This is a genomic window from Streptomyces sp. NPDC091412 (assembly GCF_044756885.1).
Taxonomy (GTDB): Bacteria; Actinomycetota; Actinomycetes; order Streptomycetales; family Streptomycetaceae; genus Streptomyces.
This window is the reverse complement of the sequence record NZ_JBIVTV010000006.1, coordinates 285,142-307,037: the sequence shown is the minus strand read 5'-3', so window position 1 is coordinate 307,037 and position 21,896 is coordinate 285,142. Positions and strand designations below refer to the sequence as shown.

The 21,896-nt window shown below is 72.0% G+C and carries 20 protein-coding genes, 2 tRNA genes, 1 other RNA gene and 1 pseudogene; 11 read left to right on the top strand and 13 right to left on the bottom strand.

Features of this window, described 5'->3' with window-relative positions:
• Both ACIQMV_RS18510 and ffs read right to left on the bottom strand, forming a co-directional pair.
• A partial coding sequence (locus ACIQMV_RS18510; protein WP_402593857.1) for a DNA polymerase III subunit gamma and tau occupies positions 1 to 1,488 on the bottom strand: 1,488 nt, incomplete at its 3' end.
• 47 nt (positions 1,489 to 1,535) lie between these two features.
• Positions 1,536 to 1,630, bottom strand: an RNA gene (gene ffs / locus ACIQMV_RS18505) — signal recognition particle sRNA small type.
• 73 nt (positions 1,631 to 1,703) lie between these two features.
• Here ffs and ACIQMV_RS18500 point away from each other — a divergent pair.
• Positions 1,704 to 1,791, top strand: a tRNA-Ser gene (locus ACIQMV_RS18500).
• Between the two features lie 62 nt (positions 1,792 to 1,853).
• Here ACIQMV_RS18500 and ACIQMV_RS18495 read toward each other — a convergent pair.
• Positions 1,854 to 2,387, bottom strand: a pseudogene (locus tag ACIQMV_RS18495) (tyrosine-type recombinase/integrase); the annotation flags it as partial.
• 877 nt (positions 2,388 to 3,264) lie between these two features.
• On the opposite strand from ACIQMV_RS18495, the gene ACIQMV_RS18490 reads away from it, so the two are divergent.
• On the top strand, positions 3,265 to 4,809 hold the full coding sequence (locus ACIQMV_RS18490; RefSeq protein ID WP_402593855.1) for an Ig-like domain-containing protein: 1,545 nt from the start codon (positions 3,265 to 3,267) through the stop codon (positions 4,807 to 4,809).
• A 492-nt stretch (positions 4,810 to 5,301) separates the two neighbouring features.
• Here ACIQMV_RS18490 and ACIQMV_RS18485 read toward each other — a convergent pair whose 3' ends face one another.
• The 3 genes from ACIQMV_RS18485 to ACIQMV_RS18475 form a co-directional block, all read right to left on the bottom strand.
• The gene (locus ACIQMV_RS18485; protein ID WP_402593853.1) at positions 5,302 to 5,817 is read right to left on the bottom strand and encodes a hypothetical protein; all 516 of its coding nucleotides are present in this window, start codon (positions 5,815 to 5,817) and stop codon (positions 5,302 to 5,304) included.
• A 71-nt stretch (positions 5,818 to 5,888) separates the two neighbouring features.
• Entirely contained in the window at positions 5,889 to 7,481 is a 1,593-nt protein-coding gene (locus ACIQMV_RS18480; RefSeq protein ID WP_402593852.1) for an NRAMP family divalent metal transporter, read from the bottom strand.
• A gap of 368 nt (positions 7,482 to 7,849) precedes the next feature.
• Positions 7,850 to 9,220, bottom strand: a complete 1,371-nt coding sequence (locus ACIQMV_RS18475; protein ID WP_402593850.1) for a magnesium transporter MgtE N-terminal domain-containing protein — start codon at positions 9,218 to 9,220, stop codon at positions 7,850 to 7,852.
• A gap of 301 nt (positions 9,221 to 9,521) precedes the next feature.
• Here ACIQMV_RS18475 and ACIQMV_RS18470 point away from each other — a divergent pair, with 301 nt between their 5' ends.
• The gene (locus ACIQMV_RS18470; protein ID WP_141359980.1) at positions 9,522 to 9,941 is read left to right on the top strand and encodes a CBS domain-containing protein; all 420 of its coding nucleotides are present in this window, start codon (positions 9,522 to 9,524) and stop codon (positions 9,939 to 9,941) included.
• Between the two features lie 86 nt (positions 9,942 to 10,027).
• Here ACIQMV_RS18470 and ACIQMV_RS18465 read toward each other — a convergent pair whose 3' ends face one another.
• From ACIQMV_RS18465 to ACIQMV_RS18440, 6 genes are all read right to left on the bottom strand, one after another.
• Positions 10,028 to 10,534 (bottom strand): MarR family winged helix-turn-helix transcriptional regulator, encoded by a 507-nt coding sequence (locus ACIQMV_RS18465; RefSeq protein WP_402593848.1) that lies wholly within the window; start codon positions 10,532 to 10,534, stop codon positions 10,028 to 10,030.
• A 101-nt stretch (positions 10,535 to 10,635) separates the two neighbouring features.
• Positions 10,636 to 12,102 (bottom strand): MFS transporter, encoded by a 1,467-nt coding sequence (locus ACIQMV_RS18460; protein ID WP_402593846.1) that lies wholly within the window; start codon positions 12,100 to 12,102, stop codon positions 10,636 to 10,638.
• 116 nt (positions 12,103 to 12,218) lie between these two features.
• Positions 12,219 to 12,563 (bottom strand): STAS domain-containing protein, encoded by a 345-nt coding sequence (locus tag ACIQMV_RS18455; protein ID WP_402593845.1) that lies wholly within the window; start codon positions 12,561 to 12,563, stop codon positions 12,219 to 12,221.
• A gap of 111 nt (positions 12,564 to 12,674) precedes the next feature.
• The gene (locus ACIQMV_RS18450) at positions 12,675 to 13,574 is read right to left on the bottom strand and encodes a DUF2637 domain-containing protein (protein ID WP_402593843.1); all 900 of its coding nucleotides are present in this window, start codon (positions 13,572 to 13,574) and stop codon (positions 12,675 to 12,677) included.
• A 9-nt stretch (positions 13,575 to 13,583) separates the two neighbouring features.
• Positions 13,584 to 13,874 carry a hypothetical protein gene (locus tag ACIQMV_RS18445; RefSeq protein ID WP_402593842.1) on the bottom strand — a complete coding sequence of 97 codons (291 nt, stop codon included), beginning with the start codon at positions 13,872 to 13,874 and terminating at the stop codon, positions 13,584 to 13,586.
• Positions 13,875 to 14,160: 286 nt separating this feature from the next.
• Positions 14,161 to 16,125, bottom strand: coding sequence for a copper resistance CopC/CopD family protein (locus ACIQMV_RS18440; protein WP_402593840.1), 1,965 nt, complete (start codon positions 16,123 to 16,125; stop codon positions 14,161 to 14,163).
• A gap of 168 nt (positions 16,126 to 16,293) precedes the next feature.
• Here ACIQMV_RS18440 and ACIQMV_RS18435 point away from each other — a divergent pair, with 168 nt between their 5' ends.
• The 4 genes from ACIQMV_RS18435 to ACIQMV_RS18420 all read left to right on the top strand — a co-directional run bounded on the left by ACIQMV_RS18435 (position 16,294) and on the right by ACIQMV_RS18420 (position 19,024).
• The gene (locus ACIQMV_RS18435) at positions 16,294 to 16,905 is read left to right on the top strand and encodes an HhH-GPD-type base excision DNA repair protein (protein WP_402593838.1); all 612 of its coding nucleotides are present in this window, start codon (positions 16,294 to 16,296) and stop codon (positions 16,903 to 16,905) included.
• A gap of 99 nt (positions 16,906 to 17,004) precedes the next feature.
• On the top strand, positions 17,005 to 17,685 hold the full coding sequence (locus ACIQMV_RS18430; protein ID WP_402593836.1) for an HdeD family acid-resistance protein: 681 nt from the start codon (positions 17,005 to 17,007) through the stop codon (positions 17,683 to 17,685).
• 190 nt (positions 17,686 to 17,875) lie between these two features.
• Complete coding sequence (locus tag ACIQMV_RS18425) at positions 17,876 to 18,172, top strand: type II toxin-antitoxin system VapB family antitoxin (RefSeq protein WP_004943146.1); 297 nt, start codon at positions 17,876 to 17,878, stop codon at positions 18,170 to 18,172.
• A gap of 225 nt (positions 18,173 to 18,397) precedes the next feature.
• Positions 18,398 to 19,024, top strand: coding sequence for a LytR C-terminal domain-containing protein (locus ACIQMV_RS18420; RefSeq protein ID WP_402594008.1), 627 nt, complete (start codon positions 18,398 to 18,400; stop codon positions 19,022 to 19,024).
• A gap of 73 nt (positions 19,025 to 19,097) precedes the next feature.
• Here ACIQMV_RS18420 and upp read toward each other — a convergent pair whose 3' ends face one another.
• Positions 19,098 to 19,733 carry a uracil phosphoribosyltransferase gene (gene upp / locus ACIQMV_RS18415; protein WP_141359975.1) on the bottom strand — a complete coding sequence of 212 codons (636 nt, stop codon included), beginning with the start codon at positions 19,731 to 19,733 and terminating at the stop codon, positions 19,098 to 19,100.
• Positions 19,734 to 19,884: 151 nt separating this feature from the next.
• Here upp and ACIQMV_RS18410 point away from each other — a divergent pair, with 151 nt between their 5' ends.
• From ACIQMV_RS18410 to ACIQMV_RS18395, 4 genes are all read left to right on the top strand, one after another.
• A complete protein-coding gene (locus ACIQMV_RS18410) occupies positions 19,885 to 20,115 on the top strand; it encodes a hypothetical protein (RefSeq protein ID WP_402593833.1) in 231 nt (76 codons plus the stop codon).
• Positions 20,116 to 20,596: 481 nt separating this feature from the next.
• Entirely contained in the window at positions 20,597 to 21,133 is a 537-nt protein-coding gene (locus ACIQMV_RS18405) for a hypothetical protein (protein WP_402594006.1), read from the top strand.
• 47 nt (positions 21,134 to 21,180) lie between these two features.
• Complete coding sequence (gene tadA / locus ACIQMV_RS18400) at positions 21,181 to 21,702, top strand: tRNA adenosine(34) deaminase TadA (RefSeq protein ID WP_402593831.1); 522 nt, start codon at positions 21,181 to 21,183, stop codon at positions 21,700 to 21,702.
• A 70-nt stretch (positions 21,703 to 21,772) separates the two neighbouring features.
• Positions 21,773 to 21,857 (top strand) — tRNA-Ser (locus ACIQMV_RS18395).
• Positions 21,858 to 21,896: the final 39 nt, after the last annotated feature.

Sequence of the window (21,896 nt, the reverse complement as noted above, 5' to 3'; positions counted from 1 at the left end):
GGGAGGTACGGGGGACGCGGGAGGTACGGGGGACGCGGGAGGTACGGGGGACGCGGGAGGTACGGGGGACGCGGGAGGTACGGGGGACGCGGGAGGTACGGGGGACGCGGGAGGCGCGTCAGGAGCCCCCGTGCCGCGCACGGCCGCCCGAGCCGCGGCGGGCCCACCGCCCGGCGGAACAGGAGGAACAGAAGGGACAGGAGGAGCCGGAGGAGCCTGAGGTACCGGTGCCGCACCCGCGGGACCCCCCGCCGCGGTCTGCGCTCCCCCGTGCACGTCGGGTCCGGGCACGTACCCCATCGCGGGCGCGCCCCCGCCCGTGGAGAAGCTGACACCGCGCTCGATCCGGTCGAGGCGGGCCATCACGGACCGCTCGTCGCCGTAGGCGGCGGGCAGCAGTACGCGGGCGCAGATCAGTTCGAGCTGGAGGCGGGGCGAGGTGGCGCCGCGCATCTCGGTCAGCCCCTCGTTGACGAGGTCGGCGGCCCGGCTCAGTTCGGCGGCGCCGAAGGAACGGGCCTGGGCCTGCATCCGCTCGACGACGTCGGCCGGGGCGTCGATGAGCCCCTTCTCCGCGGCGTCCGGAACGGCGGCGAGGATCACCAGGTCCCGCAGCCGCTCCAGCAGGTCGGCCACGAACCGGCGGGGATCGTTGCCACCCTCGATCACTCGGTCGACGACCTCGAAGGCGCCGGAGCCGTCCCCGGAGGCGAATGCCTCCACGACGGAGTCGAGCAGCGAGCCGTCGGTGTACCCGAGGAGCGAGGTGGCCATGGCATACGTCACACCCTCCTCCTTCGCACCGGCGAGCAGCTGGTCCATGACCGACATGGAGTCACGCACGGACCCGGCGCCGGCCCGCACGACGAGGGGAAGCACCCCGTCCTCGACGGGGATGCCCTCCTTCTGGCAGACCTCGCCGAGGTACTCCCGCAGGGTGCCCGGCGGCACCAGGCGGAAGGGGTAGTGATGGGTGCGCGACCGGATGGTCCCGATGACCTTCTCGGGCTCGGTCGTGGCGAAGATGAACTTCAGGTGCTCCGGCGGCTCCTCGACGACCTTGAGCAGCGCGTTGAAACCGGCCGACGTGACCATGTGGGCCTCGTCGATGATGTAGATCTTGTACCGGCTGCGGGCGGGCCCGAAGAAGGCCTTCTCGCGCAGGTCGCGGGCATCGTCCACACCACCGTGCGAAGCGGCGTCGATCTCGATGACGTCGATGGACCCCGGGCCGTTCCTGGCCAGGTCACGGCAGGAATCGCACTCCCCGCAGGGGGTCGGCGTCGGCCCCTTCTCGCAGTTCAGGCAACGGGCGAGGATCCGCGCGCTGGTCGTCTTGCCGCATCCGCGCGGACCGCTGAACAGGTACGCGTGATTGACCCGGTTGTTCCGCAGCGCCTGCTGCAACGGGTCGGTGACATGCTCCTGCCCGATGACCTCGGCGAACGACTCCGGGCGATAGCGGCGGTACAGCGCGAGAGACGACACGCATACGAGGTTATAGGCGCCCACCGACAACGTGTCCGGCCGCGGACGCAAGCGCCCCCCACGCACCCGCCAGAGCCGACCTACCCTTGCTGCCTTCCGGCCCTGGGGGAGTTCAGTCAGATAGCGCCGCGTGAGGGGCTCCGCAAAGAGTACCCGATCCCGGGGGCCGACAACGAGTTCGCGAGCACTCCTCCGAGTCATGTAATGTTTCCGGCGGAGGATTCGCCTAGAGGCCTAGGGCGCACGCTTGGAAAGCGTGTTGGGGGCAACCCCTCACGAGTTCGAATCTCGTATCCTCCGCCAGTGCCTCACCGGGCACGATGTCGAAGGGCCCCCTGGAAACAGGGGGCCCTTCGACGTTGTCCTCAGATCTCGTTGTCCTGGTTTTTGTCCACAGCGGGTGTTCCGGGCGCTCCCCAGATGGCTCGCTCGATCTTCCGGGCCGCTTCCTTGAGCATGGGATCGGTCACGTGCAGGTACCGCGCTCGCATCCGGGCGGCCCCGCCCGGCTCCCATCCCATGATCTGGTCGATGACCCGGTCAGGGACGCCCAGCAGCATCAGGACCGTGCCGGCGGTGTGGCGCGCGTCATGCAGTCGACCGTCACGAACCCCCGCGTCCTCCAGCAGCCGCTTCCAGTCGTGATAGTCCGTGTTCGGGCTGAGCGGGCCGCCCAACCGCTTGCACAGCCTCAGCAGGAGGTCGATGCCCTTGCCGTCGGTGTCCTTGGCGGGCAGGGGGAGTTCGCCGGTGAGCTGGGTGCGCCGCCAGCACACCTCGCGCGGGTCGGGGATGGCGATGTCCCAGCCGGTGGGGTGGATGCGGACGGACTGCCCGTCGCTGCGGCCCAGGTCCAACCAGGTCGCCCCGTCGAACCCCGGGGCGACGCGGATGTGGACACCCGCATCGTCTACGGCCGGCGCTTGAGTGCCTGCCCCCAGGCGTTGGCCTTCGTTGTCCTGGTCCTTGTCCAGTGCGCAGATGGCCGTTGGCGTTCACCGCTGTACGCGTACCCCCTCTGAGCTGCCGCGCGAACGCCTATGAACGCCACAGAACGGCGACGCGGACAGTTGGAAAGTGAGCGTCGCTCCTCTCGGATGCTGGCCGGGGCAGCAGTCCCTCGGCTGCGGGTAGTCCAGCCCGGTCGCGCAACCGACGCCGCACGAGCGGTAGTACTTTCCCCACTTCTATCAAGGTGCCGCGCGAGCGCGGCGCGTGGCGCTCGCCCGTGTCGCGCGCGGGCGCTCGTGTCTTCGCCCCGCTCCGGCGCGCGGCCTGGTCGGCGCTGCACAGCGAGAGCAGGCGAAGACCCGGCAGAGGTCCCAACATGTCTCCGGCGGGGGGTGCCGTTCAGCCGCCGGGGCGTCTGCCCCATCCAGCAGCATGCTCGTCTGTCTGGGGGTCATGTGCGGTGTGGTGTGGATGACGGTGTCTGACGGACTGTCATTTTATGCTGCGGTCCGTCTTGTTCGCTTTCCTGCCTGTTCTGGTAGGGGGGATGTGGTGGGCTCCTTGCGGTGGTGGGCTGCCGTGAGGCCTTCTCAGTGCGCGCCCGCACCCCGTAACCCCCTCTCCGACCGGAGTGGGGGTGTGCGGGTGAGTGGGGTGCGCCGTGGTTAGAAAGGTTTAAGGATTCATCTCATGGCCGTTTCCACCGTCTTCGGACGCGGGCGGGTGGCACGCCTGGTGTCTGGCCGCGCTCTTCGTGGTCGTCGGGCGGGGCGTGCGGCGTTGACCCTGGTCTGTGGGGTCATCGCCGGTAGTGTCACGGTCCCCGTGACCGCGACGTCCGCTTCCGCCTTGCCGGCGGCGTCCACGGCTCGCACCGCCCATCCCTTCCTCACCCCGGCGGGCAAGGCGCGTGTGCTGCGTCAGTCCCAGTCGACCTCCTTCACCTGCACCAACGGAGACCAGACATTTACGGTCCCCGCGGGTGTGTCTTCCATCGTGGTGGACGCCATCGGTGCCCCCGGCGCCAACGGAGCCAACGGCGGTGGCAGCACCGGCGGGGCAGGAGGCAAGGGCGGCACCGTCACCGGCGCCAGCCTGGCCGTCACCCCTGGCCAGGTACTCCACGTCGAGGTCGGCTGCGCGGGCAGCAACACCGGCACGGGCGGCTTCAATGGTGGCGGCGCCGGCGGCTCCGGTGCCGCCGACATCACCAACCCTGGTGGGGGCGGTGGTGGTGCCACCAGCCTCCAGACCGCGGACAACACCAGTTGCCTCCTGTCGGGAAACCCCACCACGGACTGCCGCCTCCTCGTCGCCGCCGGCGGCGGAGGCGGCGGCACCATCAACAACCCGACCGCTACCGGGGCCGCCGGGGGTAACGCCAGCGGCAACGGCGGCGCCCCCGGCACCGCCTCCACCAACTCGCACGGCGGGAACGGCGGAGGCTTCGGCATCGGCGGGGGCGGAGGAGGCGACAGCGAAGCGAACCGCCCCGGCGGTAACGGTACGACCAGCGGCGGCGGCGCCGGCAACCGCAGGGGAGGCGATGGCGGCGGTGCCTCGGCCACCACTGCCGGAGGCGGCGGAGGCGGCGGAGGCGGCGGAGTCCTCGGAATCGGCGCCGGCGGTGGCGGGGGCGGCTCCACCCACGGCGAGGGAGCAACTGTCACACCAGGCGTTGGCTTCATCCCCGGTGCCAATGGTGCTGCCGGTCACGGCGGCCACGGCGGCACCGGCCCCAGCACCGGCCCGTTCGGTACCGCCGGTGGTGGCGGTGGGGGTGGCTGGTTCGGCGGCGGCGGGGGCGCTTCGCGGGGTGGCGCAGGGGCGGGCTCCTCGTACGCTCCGACCAGCTCGGGTGCGACCGCGGGTACGGACACCACGGGCACGCCGATGCTGAAGATCACCTTCACGGCGGTGCAGGCGACCACCCTGACCGCGACACCGGCCACGTTCACCCGGACCGCGGCCACACTGCACTTCACCAACATGACGGCCACCCTCACCACCACCAGCGGCGGCACTCCCGTGGCCGGACAGACGGTGACCTTCACCAGCACCGGCAACGGAACCCTGCTGTGCACCGCAACCACCGACGCCAACGGCGTGGCCACCTGCACCACCTACACCGGCCCCGACTCCCCCACCGCCATCGGGCTCGCACGAGACCTGCGCTTGACCGGCTACACCGCCACCTTCGCCGGCAGCACCGACTTCGGCAGTAGCACCGCCCAGGCCAGCGCCGCCCAGATCAACGAGCCCTGCAAGCCCTGCAACTGCCACCACGGTGGCGACTACGGCGACCACGACCAAAGTGGCTGCGACCACCGCTGCGACCACGACAGCGACAGCGACAGCGACAGCGACTGACAACACGAGACCAACCAACCCGCGGGGTCACCACGAGCGACCCCAGCCACCCCACAAGATGACACAGCCCACTCACCCGGGCTGATCAGAAACCAAGCAGAGCCTCCCGGCGCGGCTCTCGCCCGTCTCCTGCTCGGCGGACGGCATCCAGTCGCCCGCACTCGTCCCCGCCCTGGCGGTGGCGGCCGCGTCGGCGTCGTCCCTCGCATCTGAACCGAGGCCTCGGCACCGGGCCGCTCCTTGTCCTGGTCTTTGACCGGTGCACCGACGGCCGGCACCGTTCACCGCAGTACGCACAGCCGCTCTGACCTGCCGCTTGAACACTCACGGACGCCCCCGTACGGTCACGCGGACAGTTGGAAAGCGTGTTGGGGGGCAACCCCTCACGAGTTCGAATCTCGTATCCTCCGCCGACCCAGAGGGCCGGACCACGAAAGTGGTCCGGCCCTCTGGCGTCACCCCGTCCCTTCTCCGCCTCGGACACGCCCCCGTTCATGTCCGTGCGGGCGGGCCTTCCTCGTCGCCGCTCACGGCGGTCGCTTTCGCGGCCCCCGTGTCGTGGTTCTCGCGTGCCGACACCTCGCGGCGTCTGGTTTCGGCGGCTTCGGCGATCAGGTGGGCCGCGTCGGCGGGGAGGGCCAGATTCTTCTCCAGCCATACGGCGTCCGTGCCCTGGGTGTGGGTGGCGAGGACCCAGGCGGCGTAGAGACGTTCGCGGGAGGGCGCGGCCGGGGTCCTCAGGGTGGCGCGGAACGCCTCCTCCGGGAAGCCGTCCAGGGTGTGGGCGGTGAACCAGGAGGTGTCGACCGGCTCGGCGGCCCGGGCCCGTGGGCGCCTGAACGAACGGGGACGGGCCTGCCGCACCCTCGTACCGACGAGCAGCAGGACGAACGCCACGGCCAGCACGGCAGCGGCCACGCCCATGCGATCGGCGGCGGGGAGCCTCGTCCACACCGGCAGCAGATAGGCCATCACGCGATCGCCGTGGTGCGGGTAGGACAGGATCACCGCAGGACCTCCCTCACATCTCCATCCTCACTCCGCCTCCGGTCCTCGGCCAGGCCCTTCCCCGACTCGGCTCAGCCGATCTGGATGGCCTTGACCACCAGCAGCAGCGCGGCGATCACCAGGTAGCCCCGCAGCAGGCTCATTCCGAGTTTGAGTCCCGGGGACCAGACGACCGGCTCCAGCAGCGCCAGGGGAGGCATGCGCCAGCTCTCGCGTTCGGGGCGGGGGATCCTCGGAGGCGGAGGCAGGGCCGTGCCCCGGCGGGCGCGGACGACGCGCAGTCCCACGGCCGCGCCCAGCAGCCCCACGACCAGCACGCCGGTGAGCCACAGTGCGACCCGGGCGGTGTCCAGCGTCGGGAACAGGGTCGTCGCGACGAGGATTCCGGACAGCATCAGGAGCACCGCGATGATGGTCGAGGCCACCACGTTGAGCCAGCGCGGATTGACCCAGGGGCCGAGGACGGCCCGGTCGTTGCACAGCAGCAGGAGGAAGACCGACGCGGAGGGGAGGAGCAGTCCCGCCAGGGCCTGAACGGCGGTCGTGATCAGTCCGAGGGGCGCACCGGGGATCAGCACGATGGCGGCGGCGAGCAGGACCATCCCGGTGTAGGTCCCGTAGAACGCCTTGGCCTCGCGGAAGCTGCGGTGCAGGGAGTGGCGCAGGTTGAACACGTCGCCGAAGGCGTAGCTGGTGGCCAGGGTGACGGCCGCGGCGCCGATGATCGACGCGTCCAGGAGCACGACGGCGAACATCACTCCCAGCACGCGGCTGTGCCCGCCCAGGGCCTCGGCGACGCCCAGCGCGTCGGTGAAGTGCCCGGCCGCGGCCGTACCGCTCACGGCGTAGTCGGCCACGACGACGATCGCGACGGCACCGCCGATCACGACGAGGGACCCCAGCACGGTGTCCGCGCGCTCATGGCCCACGAACCGCGGTGTGATGCGCTTGTCGATGATGTTGGACTGCTGGAAGAACAGCTGCCAGGGGGCGACGGTCGTACCCACGATCGCGATGATCAGCAGGACGGCCTCGGAGGTGACCCCGCCTCGCACGCCCGGGACCACCAGGTGGTGGACGGCCGCTCCGTAGCTCGGGTGGATCATCAGCGCCAGCGGCACCAGCAGCAGGCTGACGGCGATGAAGGCGAGCATCGCGCGTTCCCAGCGCCGGAAGCTGCCCGTGGCGGTGATCGCGACCAGGGCGAGGGCGGCGACGGGCACGGCGACGTACTTGTCGACGCCGAGGTAACTCAGGGCGAGCGAGACTCCGATGAACTCGGTGACGATCGTCAGGAAGTTCAGCACGAACAGGTCGCCGACGCTGAACCAGCCCCAGAACCTGCCGAAGCGCTCGTTGATCAGCCGGGCGTGCCCGACACCGGTGACGGCGCCGAGCCTGACCACCATCTCCTGGTTGACGATGAGGACGGGGATGAGGAGCAGGAGCACCCACAGCAGGCTGTAGCCGTAGTTCTGGCCCGCCTGGGCGTACGTGGAGATCCCGCCGGCGTCGTTGTCGCCGACCATCACGATGAGGCCGGGGCCGACGATCGCCAGGAAGGTGAGCAGCCGCCGCTTCAGGCTGCGGCTGGAGTCCGCCTCCTCCAGCCGGATACGTCCCAGGGCACCTTCGATGTCGCCGAGGTGGGCATCGTCCAGCACCGCTGTGGGACGGGGACGGGGGTGGGGGTGAGGGTGTGGGTGAGTGTGGCCGGTGGGCCTTGGCGCGGGGGCGCCGTCGCGTCCGGGCGTCGTGGCGCGCTCCGGAGCGCCGGGGCCGCCGACCGGTGGCGTACCCGGGGCTACGGGGTGGGCACCGCCCTGCGGCTGTGAGTGCGGGCCGGGCGTGGACCGGCCGGCGCCCCCGCGCCTGGCCGGGTGCGGACCGGACGTACGCGGACGATCCTCCGGACGCGCGCCGGGCCGCGGCGGACCGTCATCCGGACGCCCGCCGGCCCCGGACCGACCGTCATCCGGGCGCGCGCCGGGCGGCGGCTGCTGCGGTGGGCGCCGGTCGGGCCGGGGCCCGCTCATGGTGAGGGCTCCTCACGCCCCTCCAGGCCCGTCGCGCTGCTGGCCTCAGCGGTGCCGCCGACCCCCGTGGTGCTGCCGGCCTCAGTGATGCCGGCAGCCCCCGTGATGCCGCCGACCGCCGCGGTACTGCCGGCCTCAGCGGTGCGGTGGGCGTCGGGTGGCGGAGCCACCTCCCGGCGCCGCCAGTCCTCCGGCAGTGTCGCCTCCAGCACGTCGTCGACCGTGATCACGCCGAGCAGGACCCCTTCGTCGTCCACGACCGGCAGGGTGATCAGGTTGTAGTCCGTCATCAGCAGGGCCACGTCCACCAGGTCCGTGTCCGGGCCGACGCGCACGGGATCGGCCTCGCTCACCTCGCCCAGCCGTACCGCGGGATCGCTCTGCAGGACGGTGACCAGCCGGACCCAGCCGAGCAGTCGTCCGTCCTCGTCGGCGGTGTAGACGCTGGTCAGCGCCTCCGGCTGGAGCCGGCTCGCCCGCCGGACCGCCGCCTCGGCCTCGCTCGCCGGCGTGTCCGGGGGCAGGGCCAGGAAGTCCATCCCCATCAGGCCCCCGGCACTGTCGGGATTGAAGCCCATCAGGGTCAGCACCTTGGCGCGCTGTCCGGCGGGCAGCAGTTCCAGCACGGTACGGCGTCGGCCCTGCCGCAGATCGTCGATGGCGTCGGCCGCGTCGTCCGCCCGCATCCGCGCCAGCACGGCGGCGATCTCCTCGTCGGTGCGGGCATTGAGCAACCGGGAGGCCCGGTCCTCCTCCAACTCCTCGAAGACGTCCGCCTCCAGCTCCGGGTCCTGCCGGACATCGCCGAGGATCTCGCGTTCCTCGTCCCGGGAGGCGTCCTCGAGCAGGTCGGCGATCTCCGCCGGCCGCAGGCGCCGGATCCGGGCCGTGGGGCGGCGGACCAGCGCACTGCGGCTGTGCCCGATGAGCGGCTCGAACGCCTTCCAGTCCCGGCACGCGTGCCCCGTCGCACGGTCCCCGAAGATCCCCAGCAGCCGGTGCGGCCGGTGCGTGTCCACGCCCGACAGCAGCCACTGGCCGTCCCGTTCGGCCAGTTCCACGTCCTGCGCGCGGACCAGGCGCGCCTCGCCGACATCGATCAGCCGGTGGCCCAGCACGTCCGCCCGCAGCAGCACCTCGCCCTCGCGGCGTTCGAACGGCCGCAGGTCCAGCCGTGCGCTTTCGAGCTCCACCAGGCCCTCGGCGTCGAGCGCGGCCACCTGCTCCACGGGGACGAACAGCTCACGGCCACCCACGCCGACCACGAGCCCGGTCACCACCGGGTAGTCGGCGCCGCGCAGCCGGACGATCACGTCGGAGAGCCGGCCGAGCGACCGGTCGCCCCGGTCCACCACAGGGCGCTTCACCAGTGACGACAGATGGACGGACGACCGCTCCAGGTGTGCGGCCGGCCGTGGCGAAGACGGACTGAAGGTCATCGCTCTGCCCTGCCCGAACGTCGGTTGCCCCCGCGACCAACGGTATTGAATCACCACAAACGCATGCAAACGCCCCACCTGGAGTGGACTGGTGTCTCAGCGGGAGCCTGGCCTCCACGGCATGCGGCGGGCCTGCGGAGAACCGACACTGGTGGTAGCCGAACTGGCCGGGGCGGGCCAGCACCTTGGCTCTCTCCGTGCCGGCCACCGAAGCTCGAAGGAGACGGCCATGACCACCGCACGGGAGATCATGCACACCGGTGCCACATGCGTCCAGGAGAGCGAGACGCTGGAGGACGCGGCGCGCCGGATGAAGGAGATGGACGTCGGAGCCCTGCCGATCTGCGGGCCCGACGACCGCCTCCACGGGATCATCACGGACCGCGACATCGTGGTGCAGTGCCTCGCCAAGGGGAAGGACCCCCGGACCATGACGGCGGGTGAGCTGGAGCAGGGCAAGCCGATCACGATCGACGCGAACGCCGACAGCGGCAGTGTCCTGCGGACCATGGAGGAACACCGGATCCGCAGGCTGCCCGTCATCGAGAACCACCGCCTGGTCGGCATGATCAGCGAGTCGGACCTCTCACGCACTCTGCCGGAGACGCAGGTGGGCCACTTCGTCGAGGCCGTCTGCGCGACCGCCTGACATCGAAGGGCACCCACCACGCCGAAAGGGCACTCAGCAGGACGGGCGAGGGCTCCGACCGGATTCCGGTGGGAGCCCTCGTCGTGTCAGCTCGCGACCCCGTCATCGTCCAACTGACCCAGTTGCTCGGCGAGTTGGAAGAGAGCGGGCAGGGCGGCGGCGACGGCGGCCCGATCGGCGCCGTCCAGCGAGGCCAGCGCGGCGTCCATGCGGCGTTCGTGGGCGGTGGTCCACGCGGCGAGCTGGTCCCGTCCGGCGTCGGTGAGAGTGACGACGGAGGCGCGGCGGTCGGCGGAGTCGACCTCGCGCGCGACCAGGCCCGTGGTGATCATCTGGCCGATCAGTCCGCTGACGGTGCTCGGCGCGAGTCGCTGGCGGGCGGCGAGGTCGCTGATCCGGGCGGGCGAGTGCTCACCGAGCACCTGGAGCAGCTCGACCTGGGCCATGGGCAGCTTCTCCCACGGATAGTCGGTGCGGATCGAGGCCCGCAGGGCGCGCCGCAGGCGGGTGACAGCCTCGGTGAGCAGCCGGGCGTCCGGCGCCTCGGTGGCGGGGCCGGGCAGGGGAAGCTCGGAGCGGGGCTGCGCGGACATGCGGCAAGGGTAGCCGGGCCCCCGTGCGCGCCCTCCTGCTCGTACCGCCGCCGGGTTGCCCACCGGCTCGCGCGGGTTGCCCACCGGCTCACGCATCGTTCTCACGCCCCGAGTCCCGGAAGGGACCGGCGATGGTCGCCCCGGTCCGGCCCCAGCCAGGCCGAGACGACGGCGACAGCCGACACCGCCACCAGAATCGACGCGGACCACCGGGCGCCGACCTCGGTTCCGCCGGCTGCCGCCAGATGCAGGGCGAGGGTGACCAGCGCCACGCCCAGGGCGGTGCCCAGACCGCGGGTCATGTTGACCAGGCCGCCACCGGTGCCGGAGGAACGGGCCGGGATCGCGCCCATGATCAGGGCGTTGTTGGCCGGGGTGAACGTCCCCAGCCCCACGCCGACCAGGGCCAGCAGCGGCACCAGCCAGGCGATGGTGAGGGGAGCGGCCAGGAGTGCGGCAGTGGCGAGGAGGAATACGCCGGCCCCGGCCAGGCACCGGCCACGGTCGGTCAGGGAACGTGGCAGCAGCCGGTCGCCGCCGGTGGCGCCGAGGGCGAACCCGGCGGGCAACGCGGTCAGCACCAGTCCCGCGGTCAGCTCCGAGGCCCCCCGCGCGGTCAGCACGACCGGCACCAGTACCAGCGGGCCGAACAGTACGAGGTATCCGCTGAGTGCCCCGACCAGCCCGAACGCGACCGCGCGCACCCGCAGCAGAGCGAGATCGAGCAAGGGCGCGGCGGTCCGCCGCTGACGTCGTGCGAAGCCCCAGCCGGCCAGAGCCGCCACCCCGAACAGCAGGACCACACCCCAGACGGGCACCGGCAGACCGGAGGCCGCGGACACGCCGAGCAGCGCGCAGGTCGTCGCCACGGCCAGCAGCGCCAGTCCGGCCCAGTCGAAGCGGGCGACCTTGGTGCGAGCCCTGGTGCGAGGCAGCAGATAGTGCCCGCTCACCAGCGCGACCACTCCGACCGGCACGTTCACCCAGAACACCCAGCGCCAGCCCAGGGTGGACACCAGTGCGCCACCCACGGTGGGCCCCAGGGCGAGCCCCAGCGCCTGTGCGGCGGCCTGCACGCCGAGCGCGGTGCGCATCCGCCCGCGGGGTGCGCTGGTGGTCACCAGCGCGACGCTGTTGGCCTGCATCAGCGCCGCCCCGGCCGCCTGCACCACCCGGAAGCCCACCAGCGCCGCCAAGGAGGGCGCCAGTCCGCAGGCGGCGGACGCCAGCGTGAAGACGGCGAACCCGTACAGGTACAGCAGCTTGCGGCCGTGCGCGTCCGCCAGCCGCCCGGCCGGCACCAGCAGCGCCACCAGGGCCAGCAGATACGCCAGCGACACCCATTCCACCGCGGCGAGCGAGGCGTGGAACTCGTTGCGCAGGCTGCCGTAGGTCAGCGTCACGATGCTCGCGTCCAGCTGACCCATGAACGCCCCGAAGCACACCGTGGCCACGGCCAGCCACCAGGCGTTCGGTCGTGACCGGATCCCCTCCGGGCGGGCCCGCTCCGCGGTGAGCACGGCGGGCCAGCGCGGACGGGACGGGCTGTGCGTCGTATCCGAAGCCATGACTCCAGATTACATCGGTTACCGAAATATTCGGGATCCGTCTGATCCTGCCCCCTCCGTCACCGGCCCTCCGCCGCCGCTGAGCCGCCCAAGCCCCCTGAGCCCCCTGGGCCCTCTCAGTCCTCCGTCATCCCTAAGTCCTCCATCACCGCGACCGTGTCGAGCCCAACGTGGTGCAGGGTCCGGTGCACGGTGCGCCGGGCTCCGCGAATGGTGAGCGCGGTCGCCGGCCACCGCGTGGCGACCCTCAGCAGGGCGTAGGCGCACGCGAGGTCGAGGTGGGTGGCCTCGCTCATGTCCACGATCCACTCGTCGGCCTCGCTCAGCGGCGGGGCTCCGAGTCGTTCCTCCAGTGGCCACAGGGCCTGCGTCCCGATGTCCCCGGCGAGTGCCAGTTCGGCCCGTCGGCCGTCTGTCGCCCGGATCACCAGGGGCGACGCCGGGAGATGCGCGGCTGCCATGGCGGCCTCCTTCGTGTCCGCCACACTCCGTCCACCTCCATGGTGGCCCCGCGACCACGTCCGTGGCGTCCGTGGCGTGCGCGGGGCCCCGGCTCCGGGGAACGATCGGGCTCAGTCCCTCTTGCGCGCCGTGCCTCCGGCCGGTCGCGCCGTCGTCGCGGTGCGGCGGGTGTCGCGGACGGTGGACGCGGACGGGGTTTCGGTGTGCGGGGTGCGGGGCTGGCGGTGGCGGGGCGACGTGCGCCGGGGCGGGCGGGTCAGGGTGATCTGGCGCACGAACTGCTGGAAGCAGGCCAGGGAGGCCAGGCCCGGCAGTGCGGCCGCGGCGATGTCCGTGATCGTCCTGGGTGCCTGCAGCACGCACAGAAGCATCGCGATGGACGAGAAGATCAGCACCACGCTCCAGGAGTGGACGGCGCGGCGCTGGTGCAGCGCGGCCCGCAGCACGGACAGCGAGGCGACCAGCCAGGGACCGTAGACCAGCAGGGGCCACCAGGACGCGATGCCGTCCTGCATCCGTGCCACGGCCACGACGCGAAGGGGATCGTAGGCAACCATTCCGCCGAAGAAACTCACCGAGGAAGCGATCACCGCGGTCAGCGCGGCGATGACGTGACTGGTGGACCGCAGGACGTTCGGACGCTTGCGTTCCCGGACCTTTCGATGGCGTCGGGCGACCGCCTTCAGCGGAGGCAGTTCCGCCGTGATCGCCTCGAGGTTCTCCAGGGGCGTGCCGATGTTCGGAGCGGGCTCGGTGACCGGTGCCTCGTCCCGGGCGACGAGGATGTCCGGCCGGTGCTCCTCCATCGCGTCCTGAAGCATGAAGGCCAGTTCCTCGGCGGGGTCCCAGGCCGCGTCCGGCGGCTCCAGGGGAGACGTGAAGAACTCCGCCGAGCCCCGGTGCCGGCCGGTGCCCGCCCCCTGGTATCCGCCCGTACGGCTCGGATAACCGGGATAATCCGAATAGTCAGTCGAATGGCCGGAACGATGATCGATACGTTCGTCGTACATGACGGGCAGCTATTCCGCTCCCGAGAAACGGGACCGGCCCTCCGAACCGAGCCAGCGGCGCGCGAGGTCGGCTTCCAGTGTGCTCATCGCCTCCAGGAAATCCCGCAGCACGGGCTCCGTCACCTTGAGCGCGACCGGCAAACCTCCCCTGGTCAGGGTGCCGTTGACAGTGGCCGACGAGTGCACCGGGGCGGGAAGGTAGGTGTAGGGACCCAGCGCCACCGCGTGTGCGGCGACCGGGTCCTCTCGCTCCTGACCCCCGAACAGACCCCAGTACCCTTCCCTGGTTGCCTTAGTCATGTCCCGACTAACGCCGTACGACTTTCCCCGGATGCGCGGCAAATGGGTGAAGGAATTCCCTGATTAGCCCTAAATGTGCGATGGGATGTCTCATCCGTACAAATGAAGAGACGGGCATGGGCCGGTGATCCGCCGTTCGGCGTGCGGCACGTCGACCATACGTCCCCGGAGGCGCATGTCACGGATATCGACCCGCCGCGTTCCGCACCCGCGCACCGGCCGGCGTCCCGCAGTCGCCAGTGCTGTGACCGGAAGGGTTCACCGGCTCGCGACGCCCGGCACGGCACTAGCGCAGGATCCGGACCTTCCGTTCCACGCTCACCTGGTCGATCTCCGACACCCGTACCGTCGCCTTCACGGTCCAGGTGCCGGGGATCGGGAGGTTGAGGGAGTCGGTTCCCCAGTAGCCGCCCCTGTTGGTGAGCCCGGCGTCGATGGGTCCGATCTTCTGTGCGGGCAGGGACAGGGACAGGCGCAGTTCGGGAACGATGGTCAGGCCGCCGTCCGGGCCGTAGACGACGGCCTCCACGGCGTTCTGGCCGACGCGGCCCGGTTCCAGGGTGATCTGCACCTTGCCGTGACCGCCCGGGGTGCCGACGTCGAACGGAATGATCGTGACGGAGGCTCCAGGAACCCCGGCCTCGGGCGCGGCCTGGGCCGCCTCGGCGGCCGCGCGGCCCGGCAGGGTGCCGGCCAGCACCGTGGTGAAGACCAGGACCGCGATGCCCACGGCGACCTCGGCCAGGACCGAGCGGCGCAGGGCACGACGGCATGCGTCGGGGGCGGGCGCGAGTGCGGGTGCGGGTGCCTTCGTCCCGGGGTCCTCCGCTCGCGCCTCCCCGTCGGGTACCGCCGGCGCCTTCCCGTCTCGTACGTCCGGTTCCGCGTCCGCCGTCACCAGCCGTGCCGTCCAGCGCCGGGAACGGGCCGCCACGGCCAGCAGCAGTGCCACCACGACGAGTTTGACCAGCAGCAACCGGCCGTACGCCGTGCCGGTGAGCGTGGCCCAGGAGCCGAGGCCTCGCCAGGACTGGTAGACCCCGGTGACGACGAGGACGGTGACGGCGCCGAAGGCGATCCGGGAGAAGCGCGCCACCGCCGCGGTCAGCGCGGGACCGTCGGCGGAAGGCGCCACCGCGCTGGCTGCCTCGGCGACCGGGACCGCGACCGCTGTACGGCCACCGCTGCCTTCGGAGGCGACCGTGACTGCCGCCCTTACCCCCGGCCCCGGCTCCGTCTCGCCGTGTCCCGCCTCCGGCTCGTCCGCCGTGACGTGCTGAAGGATGGTCAGGAGGGCCGTCAGGCCGCCCAGCCAGACCGCCATCGCCAGCAGATGCAGCACCGACGAGGTCATCGCCACCGGAACCTGGATACCGGCCGAGGCGTGCTCGGACCCCGCCCACGTCAGCGCCAGGGCCAGGGCCAGCGCGGCGCCCGCCGCCAGGATCACGCGCGAGGGCCTCTCCTCCGGCCGGCGCCGGGACAGCCGTGCGAGGAGGACGGCCGCCGGCGCGAGCAGGGCCAGGCGGGCCAGCAGCATCAGACCGGGGCGGCCGGTCAGGGTGCGGGAGACGGCCGCGGGGTCGAAGGCCGACACCGGACCGGTCCCGGTCTCGTAGGGCGCCCGCAGCACGAGCAGGGCGAGCGTGGAGGCCAGCAGTGCCCACCAGCCCGCCACCAGCGGCTTGCGCAGCGGGTTCGCGTTCGGCGGGCGGCACAGCAACGCGAAGGCCGCCGTACCGATGAGCAGGGCCGCGGCGCCGTAGGCGGTGTAGCGGGCGAGGTCGTAGAGGCCGCGGGTCGTGGGGTTCTCGGACGGGCCGGTGTCGATCGCGGCCATCGTCGGGGACGGCTTTCCCACGGAGAAGGTGAAGGCGCCGGAGACGGGGTGGCTGTCGGCCGACACCACCCGCCACGCCACGGTGAACGTGCCTTCGCCCAGCCCCACCGGGAACGCCACCCGGGCCGTGTCCGGTCGTCCGGGCGCGTGCTGCGGCTCGCCCGTGCGCACCCGCCGCCCCTCGGGGTCGAACAGGCGGAAGGAGTCGTCGAGCAGGCTGACGGACTCGGTGAAGGCGAGAGTGATCGTGCCGGGCGCCGTCTCGAGGACGGTTCCGTCGGCGGGGTCCGCGCCCCGCAGGGCGGCGTGGGCGGAGGCGGGTCCGGCGCCGCCGAGGAGGAACAGGACCAGTACCGCGCCGAGCAGCGTCAGCTGCCCAAGCCGTCGTCGCCGTACGCGTCCACGGCGCACAGCGCCCTCCCGACCTTCGCCCCGCCGTCCGGTCACGTCACTACTCCGTCTTGGAACTCGCCGGCTTCTGGATGGGTACGGACGAAGACGGCACTCTGCTCAACCAGGGTCCCGCGGGAAGGCTGCCCTCCGGCTGCGTCACGCCGTCCGGCGGGCGACCATCGGGACATGGACGTCACCCTTCACCTCGCCCAGGACCCCGAGGCCGACGCGCTCCTCGGCCGCAGTCCGCTCGCCGCGCTGGTCGGCATGCTGCTGGACCAGCAGATCCCGATGGAGTGGGCGTTCACCGGGCCGGCGACGATCGCCGGGCGCATGGGCACCGACGAACTGGACGCCCACGAGATCGTGGCCTTCGAGCCGGAGACGTTCGCCCGGCTCCTGTCGGACAAGCCGGCCGTACACCGCTACCCGGCGTCGATGGCCCAGCGGATCCAGCAGCTGTGCCAATACCTCGTCGAACACTACGACGGCGACCCCGAGACCATCTGGCGGGACGTCGACAGCGGGCGCGAGCTTCTGCGACGCCTCGAGGAGCTGCCCGGTTTCGGCAAGCAGAAGGCACAGATCTTCCTGGCGCTGCTCGGCAAGCAGCTCGGTGTGCGGCCCACGGGGTGGCGGGAGGCCGCGGGAGCGTACGGCGAGCGGGACTCCTTCCGGTCCGTCGCGGACATCACCGGGCCCGAGTCGCTGGCCAGAGTGCGGGCGCACAAGCAGGAGCTGAAGGCGGCGGCCAAGGCTGCCAAAGCGGGCAAGGGGACGAAGTCCCCCGGGAAGTGACCGGGACGGCGGTGCGGCCGGGACGGGCCGTGCGACGCACGTCAGCCGACCGGCCGGTCCCGGGTGGCGGTACGCGCGCGCCCGGTCCCAGCATGAACCATGACCGAGCCACCGAGCAGCGGCCCCGAAAGCCCGGCGTACGACGATCGCCGCGTCCATGCCATGCGTGACCCGCGGGAGCCGCGGACATCGCCGCCCCCGCAGTACGAACCGCCGCTGGAAGGGCCCCTGCACCTTCTGTCCCACGCCGCCTGGCAGGCGGTCCTCGCCACCGGTGCGGCCGCCCTGATCCTCGGCGTCCTGGTGCTGCTCTGGCCGGGCGCCTCCCTGCTGGCCGCCGGAATCCTCTTCGGGATCTACCTGCTGGTCAGTGGCGTGCTCCAACTGGTCTCCGCGTTCGGCACCCACAAGACGACCTCGTTGCGCGTGCTGGCCTTCATCAGCGGCACCCTGTCGATCCTGCTGGGCCTGCTGTGCTTCCGCGGCGCCACGCAGTCGATCCTGCTGCTCGCGCTGTGGATCGGCATCGGCTGGCTGATCCGCGGCATCACCCTGACGATCGCCGCCGTCCACGACCGCGGCGCGCCCGCGCGCGGCTGGCAGATCTTCCTCGGCATCCTCACCTTCGTCGCCGGCATCGTGCTGATCGACGCCCCGCTCCGGTCGGCCGCGGTGCTCATCGTGCTCGGCGGCTGGTGGCTGGTGGTGGTCGGCATCTTCGAGCTCGTCACCGCCTTCCGCATCCGCGGGCACGCCGAACGCGTCCCCCGCACCGTGTGACCCGTTGTCCACAGCCTGTGCACAACGGGCGCACGGCGGGAACTCCCGCACCCCGCGGTCCCAGCACGGCCCCGCTGTCGCCGATCTCAAGCCCCCGTTCCCGGTTCGCCCGGTTTTGCTGCGGCATTTCCAGCGCCGCACTCCAGCGGCCGGGCTGCGCCCGGAAGGTCTGGGCCGGTAGGCTCTCCGTGTGATCTTCAAGCGCATCGGAAACGGCCGGCCGTACCCCGACCACGGCCGGGAAAGCACCCGGCAGTGGGCGGACGTCGCGCCGCGCCCGGTCCGCCTCGATCAGCTCGTGACCACCAAGCAGCAGCTCGACCTGGAGACCCTCCTCGCGGAGGACTCGACCTTCTACGGCGACCTCTTCGCGCACGTCGTGAAGTGGCAGGGCGACCTGTATCTGGAGGACGGCCTCCACCGCGCGGTACGGGCGGCGCTCCAGCAGCGCCAAGTGCTGCACGCGCGCGTGCTGGAGCTGGACTGAGCATCCGGGCCGCGGGCCCGCGCCGTTGAAGCCGGGCCCCTGAGCCAGGCCCTTGGCCGGGGCACCGAGCCGGGAACGTGAGCCGGGAGTTGAGCCGTCCGGACCCGCCGTCCGGTCACGGCTTGGACCTTTCGGGTTCTGCTGAGCCGCTCCGATGATCATCCAGTAGGAATCACCGCTCATGCCCACTACGCTGCGCTCATGAGCATGCTGACTCCCCCCGGCATGGGCGGGAAGTACCGGATCACGGGGAACAGATACCCGCGGATGCGCAAGCCCCGGCGGCGCGGCAGGCTCGTGTTCCTCGCCGTCGCCTCCGTCACGGTCCTTGGCGTGATCGGCTGGGGCACGTGGCAGCTCATCGACGTCTTCACCGGCGGCCGGAAGGCCTCGGCGGCCGGCACCGACGGGGACTGCTCGACCAAGGCGTCGCCCGCAGCGAGCCCGTCGGCGACGAGCGCGGCCCGGACGCTGCCCAAGCCGGGCCAGATCACGGTCAACGTCCTGAACGCCACGCCCCACGGCGGCCTGGCCAAGCAGACCGCGGACGAGCTGAAGAAGCGCGGCTTCCGCATCGGTCAGGTGGGCAACGCGACCGAGCAGTTCGACAAGAAGGTCAAGGGCGCCGGACTGCTCGTCGGCCCGGCCTCGTCGCTGAACACCTCGCTGCCCGTCCTCGCCACCCAGCTCGCCGGGGCGGAGAGCCGCACGGACACCCGCAAGGGCACCGACGTGGACCTGATCATCGGCACGGGCTTCAAGGCGCTGACCCAGCAGACGGCCGCCGATCAGGCCCTGACCGCCCTGACGGCCCCTCAGCCCTCGGCAACCGCCCCGAAGAAGGGCTGCTGAGGCTCCCCGCAGCCGGGTCGGTGGCGGGTGGCCCCGCGGGGCCACCCGAGAGGCGTCAGTCGGCGGGCCGGTACTACTCGGCGGCGCCGTACATCCGGTCGCCCGCGTCTCCGAGGCCCGGGACGATGTAGCCGTGCTCATTGAGGTGTTCGTCGACCGAGGCCGTCACCACGGTCACCGGGGTGCCCGCCAGGTCGCGCTCCATCACGGCGACGCCCTCGGGGGCGGCCAGCAGGACGACCGCGGTCACGTCGTCGGCGCCGCGCTTGATCAGCTCCTGGATGGCCGCGACCAGCGTGCCGCCGGTGGCGAGCATCGGGTCCAGGACGTAGACCTGACGGCCGGAGAGGTCCTCCGGCATGCGCGTCGCGTACGTAGAGGCCTGCAGCGTCTCCTCGTTGCGGATCATGCCCAGGAAGCCCACCTCGGCGGTCGGCAGCAGCCGCACCATGCCGTCCAGCATGCCGAGGCCGGCCCGCAGGATCGGCACCACCAGGGGCCGCGGGTGGGAGAGCTTGACGCCGGTGGTCGGGGCGACCGGCGTGTTGATGTCGACCTGTTCGGTGCGCACGTCGCGGGTCGCCTCGTAGGCGAGCAGGGTGACCAGTTCGTCGGCGAGCCGGCGGAAGGTCGGGGAGTCGGTGCGGCGGTCGCGCAGCGTGGTGAGCTTGTGAGCGACCAGCGGGTGGTCGACGACGTGGAGACGCATGGGCCAACAGTAACCGGGCCCCGATCCCGCCCGCCCGCCCGCTGTCCCGCCGGCGGGCGGGCGGGGTCGCACCCCCGCCGGCGTGCGCTGTTGTGGCATCAAACCCGGCATCCGGGGGAAAGTGGGAGTGACGGACTGGGGTGGTGAGCCGATGCCTGATCGGGAACGGGAACCTGACAAGGACCCGTCGCCGCGCGTGCGGCGGGACACGGCGGACCTCCCGGAGACGGCCGGCGCGGCGGACGCCGAACGGCGCCGCCGCCGGGCCCGGTTCCTGCGCGATCTCGCCGAGGCCCGGGCCCTGCGCGACCGCGTCCAGCCCCGCCGCGCCAAGACCGCCCGGCTGCGGCACGCCATGCGCATGCGCACGTTCCGCTGGTAGGACACCACCGAGACACGGCCACCACCGGGGCACGGGCGCCCTGGGTGCCATCGGGACACGGAGGGGACCCCCGCCGCGCGCCGGGTCACGCACCCGGTCCATGGGCTCGGGTCGCGGAAAACTCCCGCCGAGACCCCGGCGAGGGTCCCGGGGAAGGCGCGGGGCCGGACACACGGCAAGACACGCGCGGAAGGCACACGGGAGCAGAGCTGCACCCGCACGGACGTCTCCGACGGTGGGTGTGCGTGGCCGTCGGGGGAAAGCCGCGTACGATCCGCTGGTGGCGGCAACGTGTGCGCTGGTGAGTCCTTTACCGGTGTGCGATCAAAACTGCCGGACACAGGGAGCCGAAGACGTCCCCTGAAGGCCTTGTTTCTGCCACGATTCCGAGTGGGTGGGGCTCGGAGCCCAGCTCCCCCGCCCAGAACCTCCGCCGGGGGGACCCCCAACCGGCACGCCTATGACCAGTGGGAGAGTCACGGTGTACTTCGCCGCACTGCTCGCGCGCACCGAAGACGGGTGGGAAGCGAGCGACACAGAGCTCGACGATGTGGAGACGCTGGCCGATCTGGCCGACCTGGCCCGGGAGGCCTCGGCCGACGACGACACGGTGCTCGTCCTGATCGAGCAGGAGGACGCGTGGTTCGGCGTGGTACGCGTGGACGGCGAGGACGACCCTCGTATCTACGTCTCCGACGCCGCCGCCGCTGCCCGTAGTTCGTACGGCGAGATCCTGCTCACCGACGAACTGCTCGGCCGGGAGCCCGGCGACGACGGCCCCGACCTGGACTCCCTCGACCTCGACGGCACGGAGGACGGCGAACCGGCGTCCACCGAGGACGACGAGGAGGAGTCGTCGTCCACCGAAGCCATCACGCACAGCCCGCTGGGCGACGGCGAGATCCTCGGCGACCTGGGGGTCGGCGCGAAGGAGCTGCGCATCCTGGACCCGGAGGACGCGCTGAACGCCATCGCCGAGGCCCTGGGTGCCTCGGAGGTGCTGGAGACCGTCCGCTGACCGGGACGGACGCGCCGGACCCGGGCGGACCGTCCGACATGAGCGGGATGCCGAACACGAACCGGACGCCGACCCCGACCGGGGCCCCGGCCCCTGCCCGGGCCGCGGACCCGGTGCGCGACCGCTGGCGAACCGCGATGCGGCTCGCCCTGGACGAGGCCGGGCAGGCCGTCCCGGGCGGGGACGTGCCCGTGGGCGCGGTCGTGCTGTCCGCCGACGGCACGACCGTGCTCGGCGTCGGCCACAACGAGCGGGAGGCCACCGGCGACCCGACCGCCCACGCGGAGGTGCTCGCCATCCGGCGGGCCGCCGCGAAGACCAGGCAGTGGCGGCTGTCGGGCTGCACCCTGGTGGTCACACTGGAGCCGTGCACGATGTGCGCCGGAGCGATCGTGCTGTCCCGGGTGGACCGGGTGGTCTACGGCGCCCGCGACGAGAAGGCCGGCGCCGCGGGCTCCCTGTGGGACGTCGTACGGGACCGGCGGCTCAACCACCGGCCCGAGGTGATCGAGGGTGTGCTCGCCGAGGAGTGCGCCGCGCTGCTGACCGACTTCTTCCGCGGCCGCTGAATCCGGGCCGCCCGGGGCGGGACGGAAACGGATTTCGAAGCACGGCCCGGTGTGCTGTAAGGTCTCCCTCGGTAGCGTGTCCGAGCGGCCGAAGGAGCTCGCCTCGAAAGCGAGTGTGGCGCAAGTCACCGAGGGTTCAAATCCCTCCGCTACCGCAGGTAGACGAAGGGTCCGGCTCGATGAGCCGGACCCTT

Excerpts from the sequence above, each read along its gene's own strand:
- ACIQMV_RS18450 (WP_402593843.1), bottom strand. The coding sequence starts at position 13,574 with ATGTACGACGAACGTATCGATCATCGTTCCGGCCATTCGACTGACTAT.
- upp (WP_141359975.1), bottom strand. The coding sequence starts at position 19,733 with ATGCGTCTCCACGTCGTCGACCACCCGCTGGTCGCTCACAAGCTCACC.
- ACIQMV_RS18435 (WP_402593838.1), top strand. The coding sequence starts at position 16,294 with ATGGACGTCACCCTTCACCTCGCCCAGGACCCCGAGGCCGACGCGCTC.
- tadA (WP_402593831.1), top strand. The coding sequence starts at position 21,181 with ATGCCGAACACGAACCGGACGCCGACCCCGACCGGGGCCCCGGCCCCT.
- ACIQMV_RS18460 (WP_402593846.1), bottom strand. The coding sequence starts at position 12,102 with ATGGCTTCGGATACGACGCACAGCCCGTCCCGTCCGCGCTGGCCCGCC.
- ACIQMV_RS18445 (WP_402593842.1), bottom strand. The coding sequence starts at position 13,874 with ATGACTAAGGCAACCAGGGAAGGGTACTGGGGTCTGTTCGGGGGTCAG.
- ACIQMV_RS18465 (WP_402593848.1), bottom strand. The coding sequence starts at position 10,534 with ATGTCCGCGCAGCCCCGCTCCGAGCTTCCCCTGCCCGGCCCCGCCACC.
- ACIQMV_RS18410 (WP_402593833.1), top strand. The coding sequence starts at position 19,885 with ATGCCTGATCGGGAACGGGAACCTGACAAGGACCCGTCGCCGCGCGTG.
- ACIQMV_RS18455 (WP_402593845.1), bottom strand. The coding sequence starts at position 12,563 with ATGGCAGCCGCGCATCTCCCGGCGTCGCCCCTGGTGATCCGGGCGACA.
- ACIQMV_RS18470 (WP_141359980.1), top strand. The coding sequence starts at position 9,522 with ATGACCACCGCACGGGAGATCATGCACACCGGTGCCACATGCGTCCAG.
- ACIQMV_RS18420 (WP_402594008.1), top strand. The coding sequence starts at position 18,398 with ATGGGCGGGAAGTACCGGATCACGGGGAACAGATACCCGCGGATGCGC.
- ACIQMV_RS18430 (WP_402593836.1), top strand. The coding sequence starts at position 17,005 with ATGACCGAGCCACCGAGCAGCGGCCCCGAAAGCCCGGCGTACGACGAT.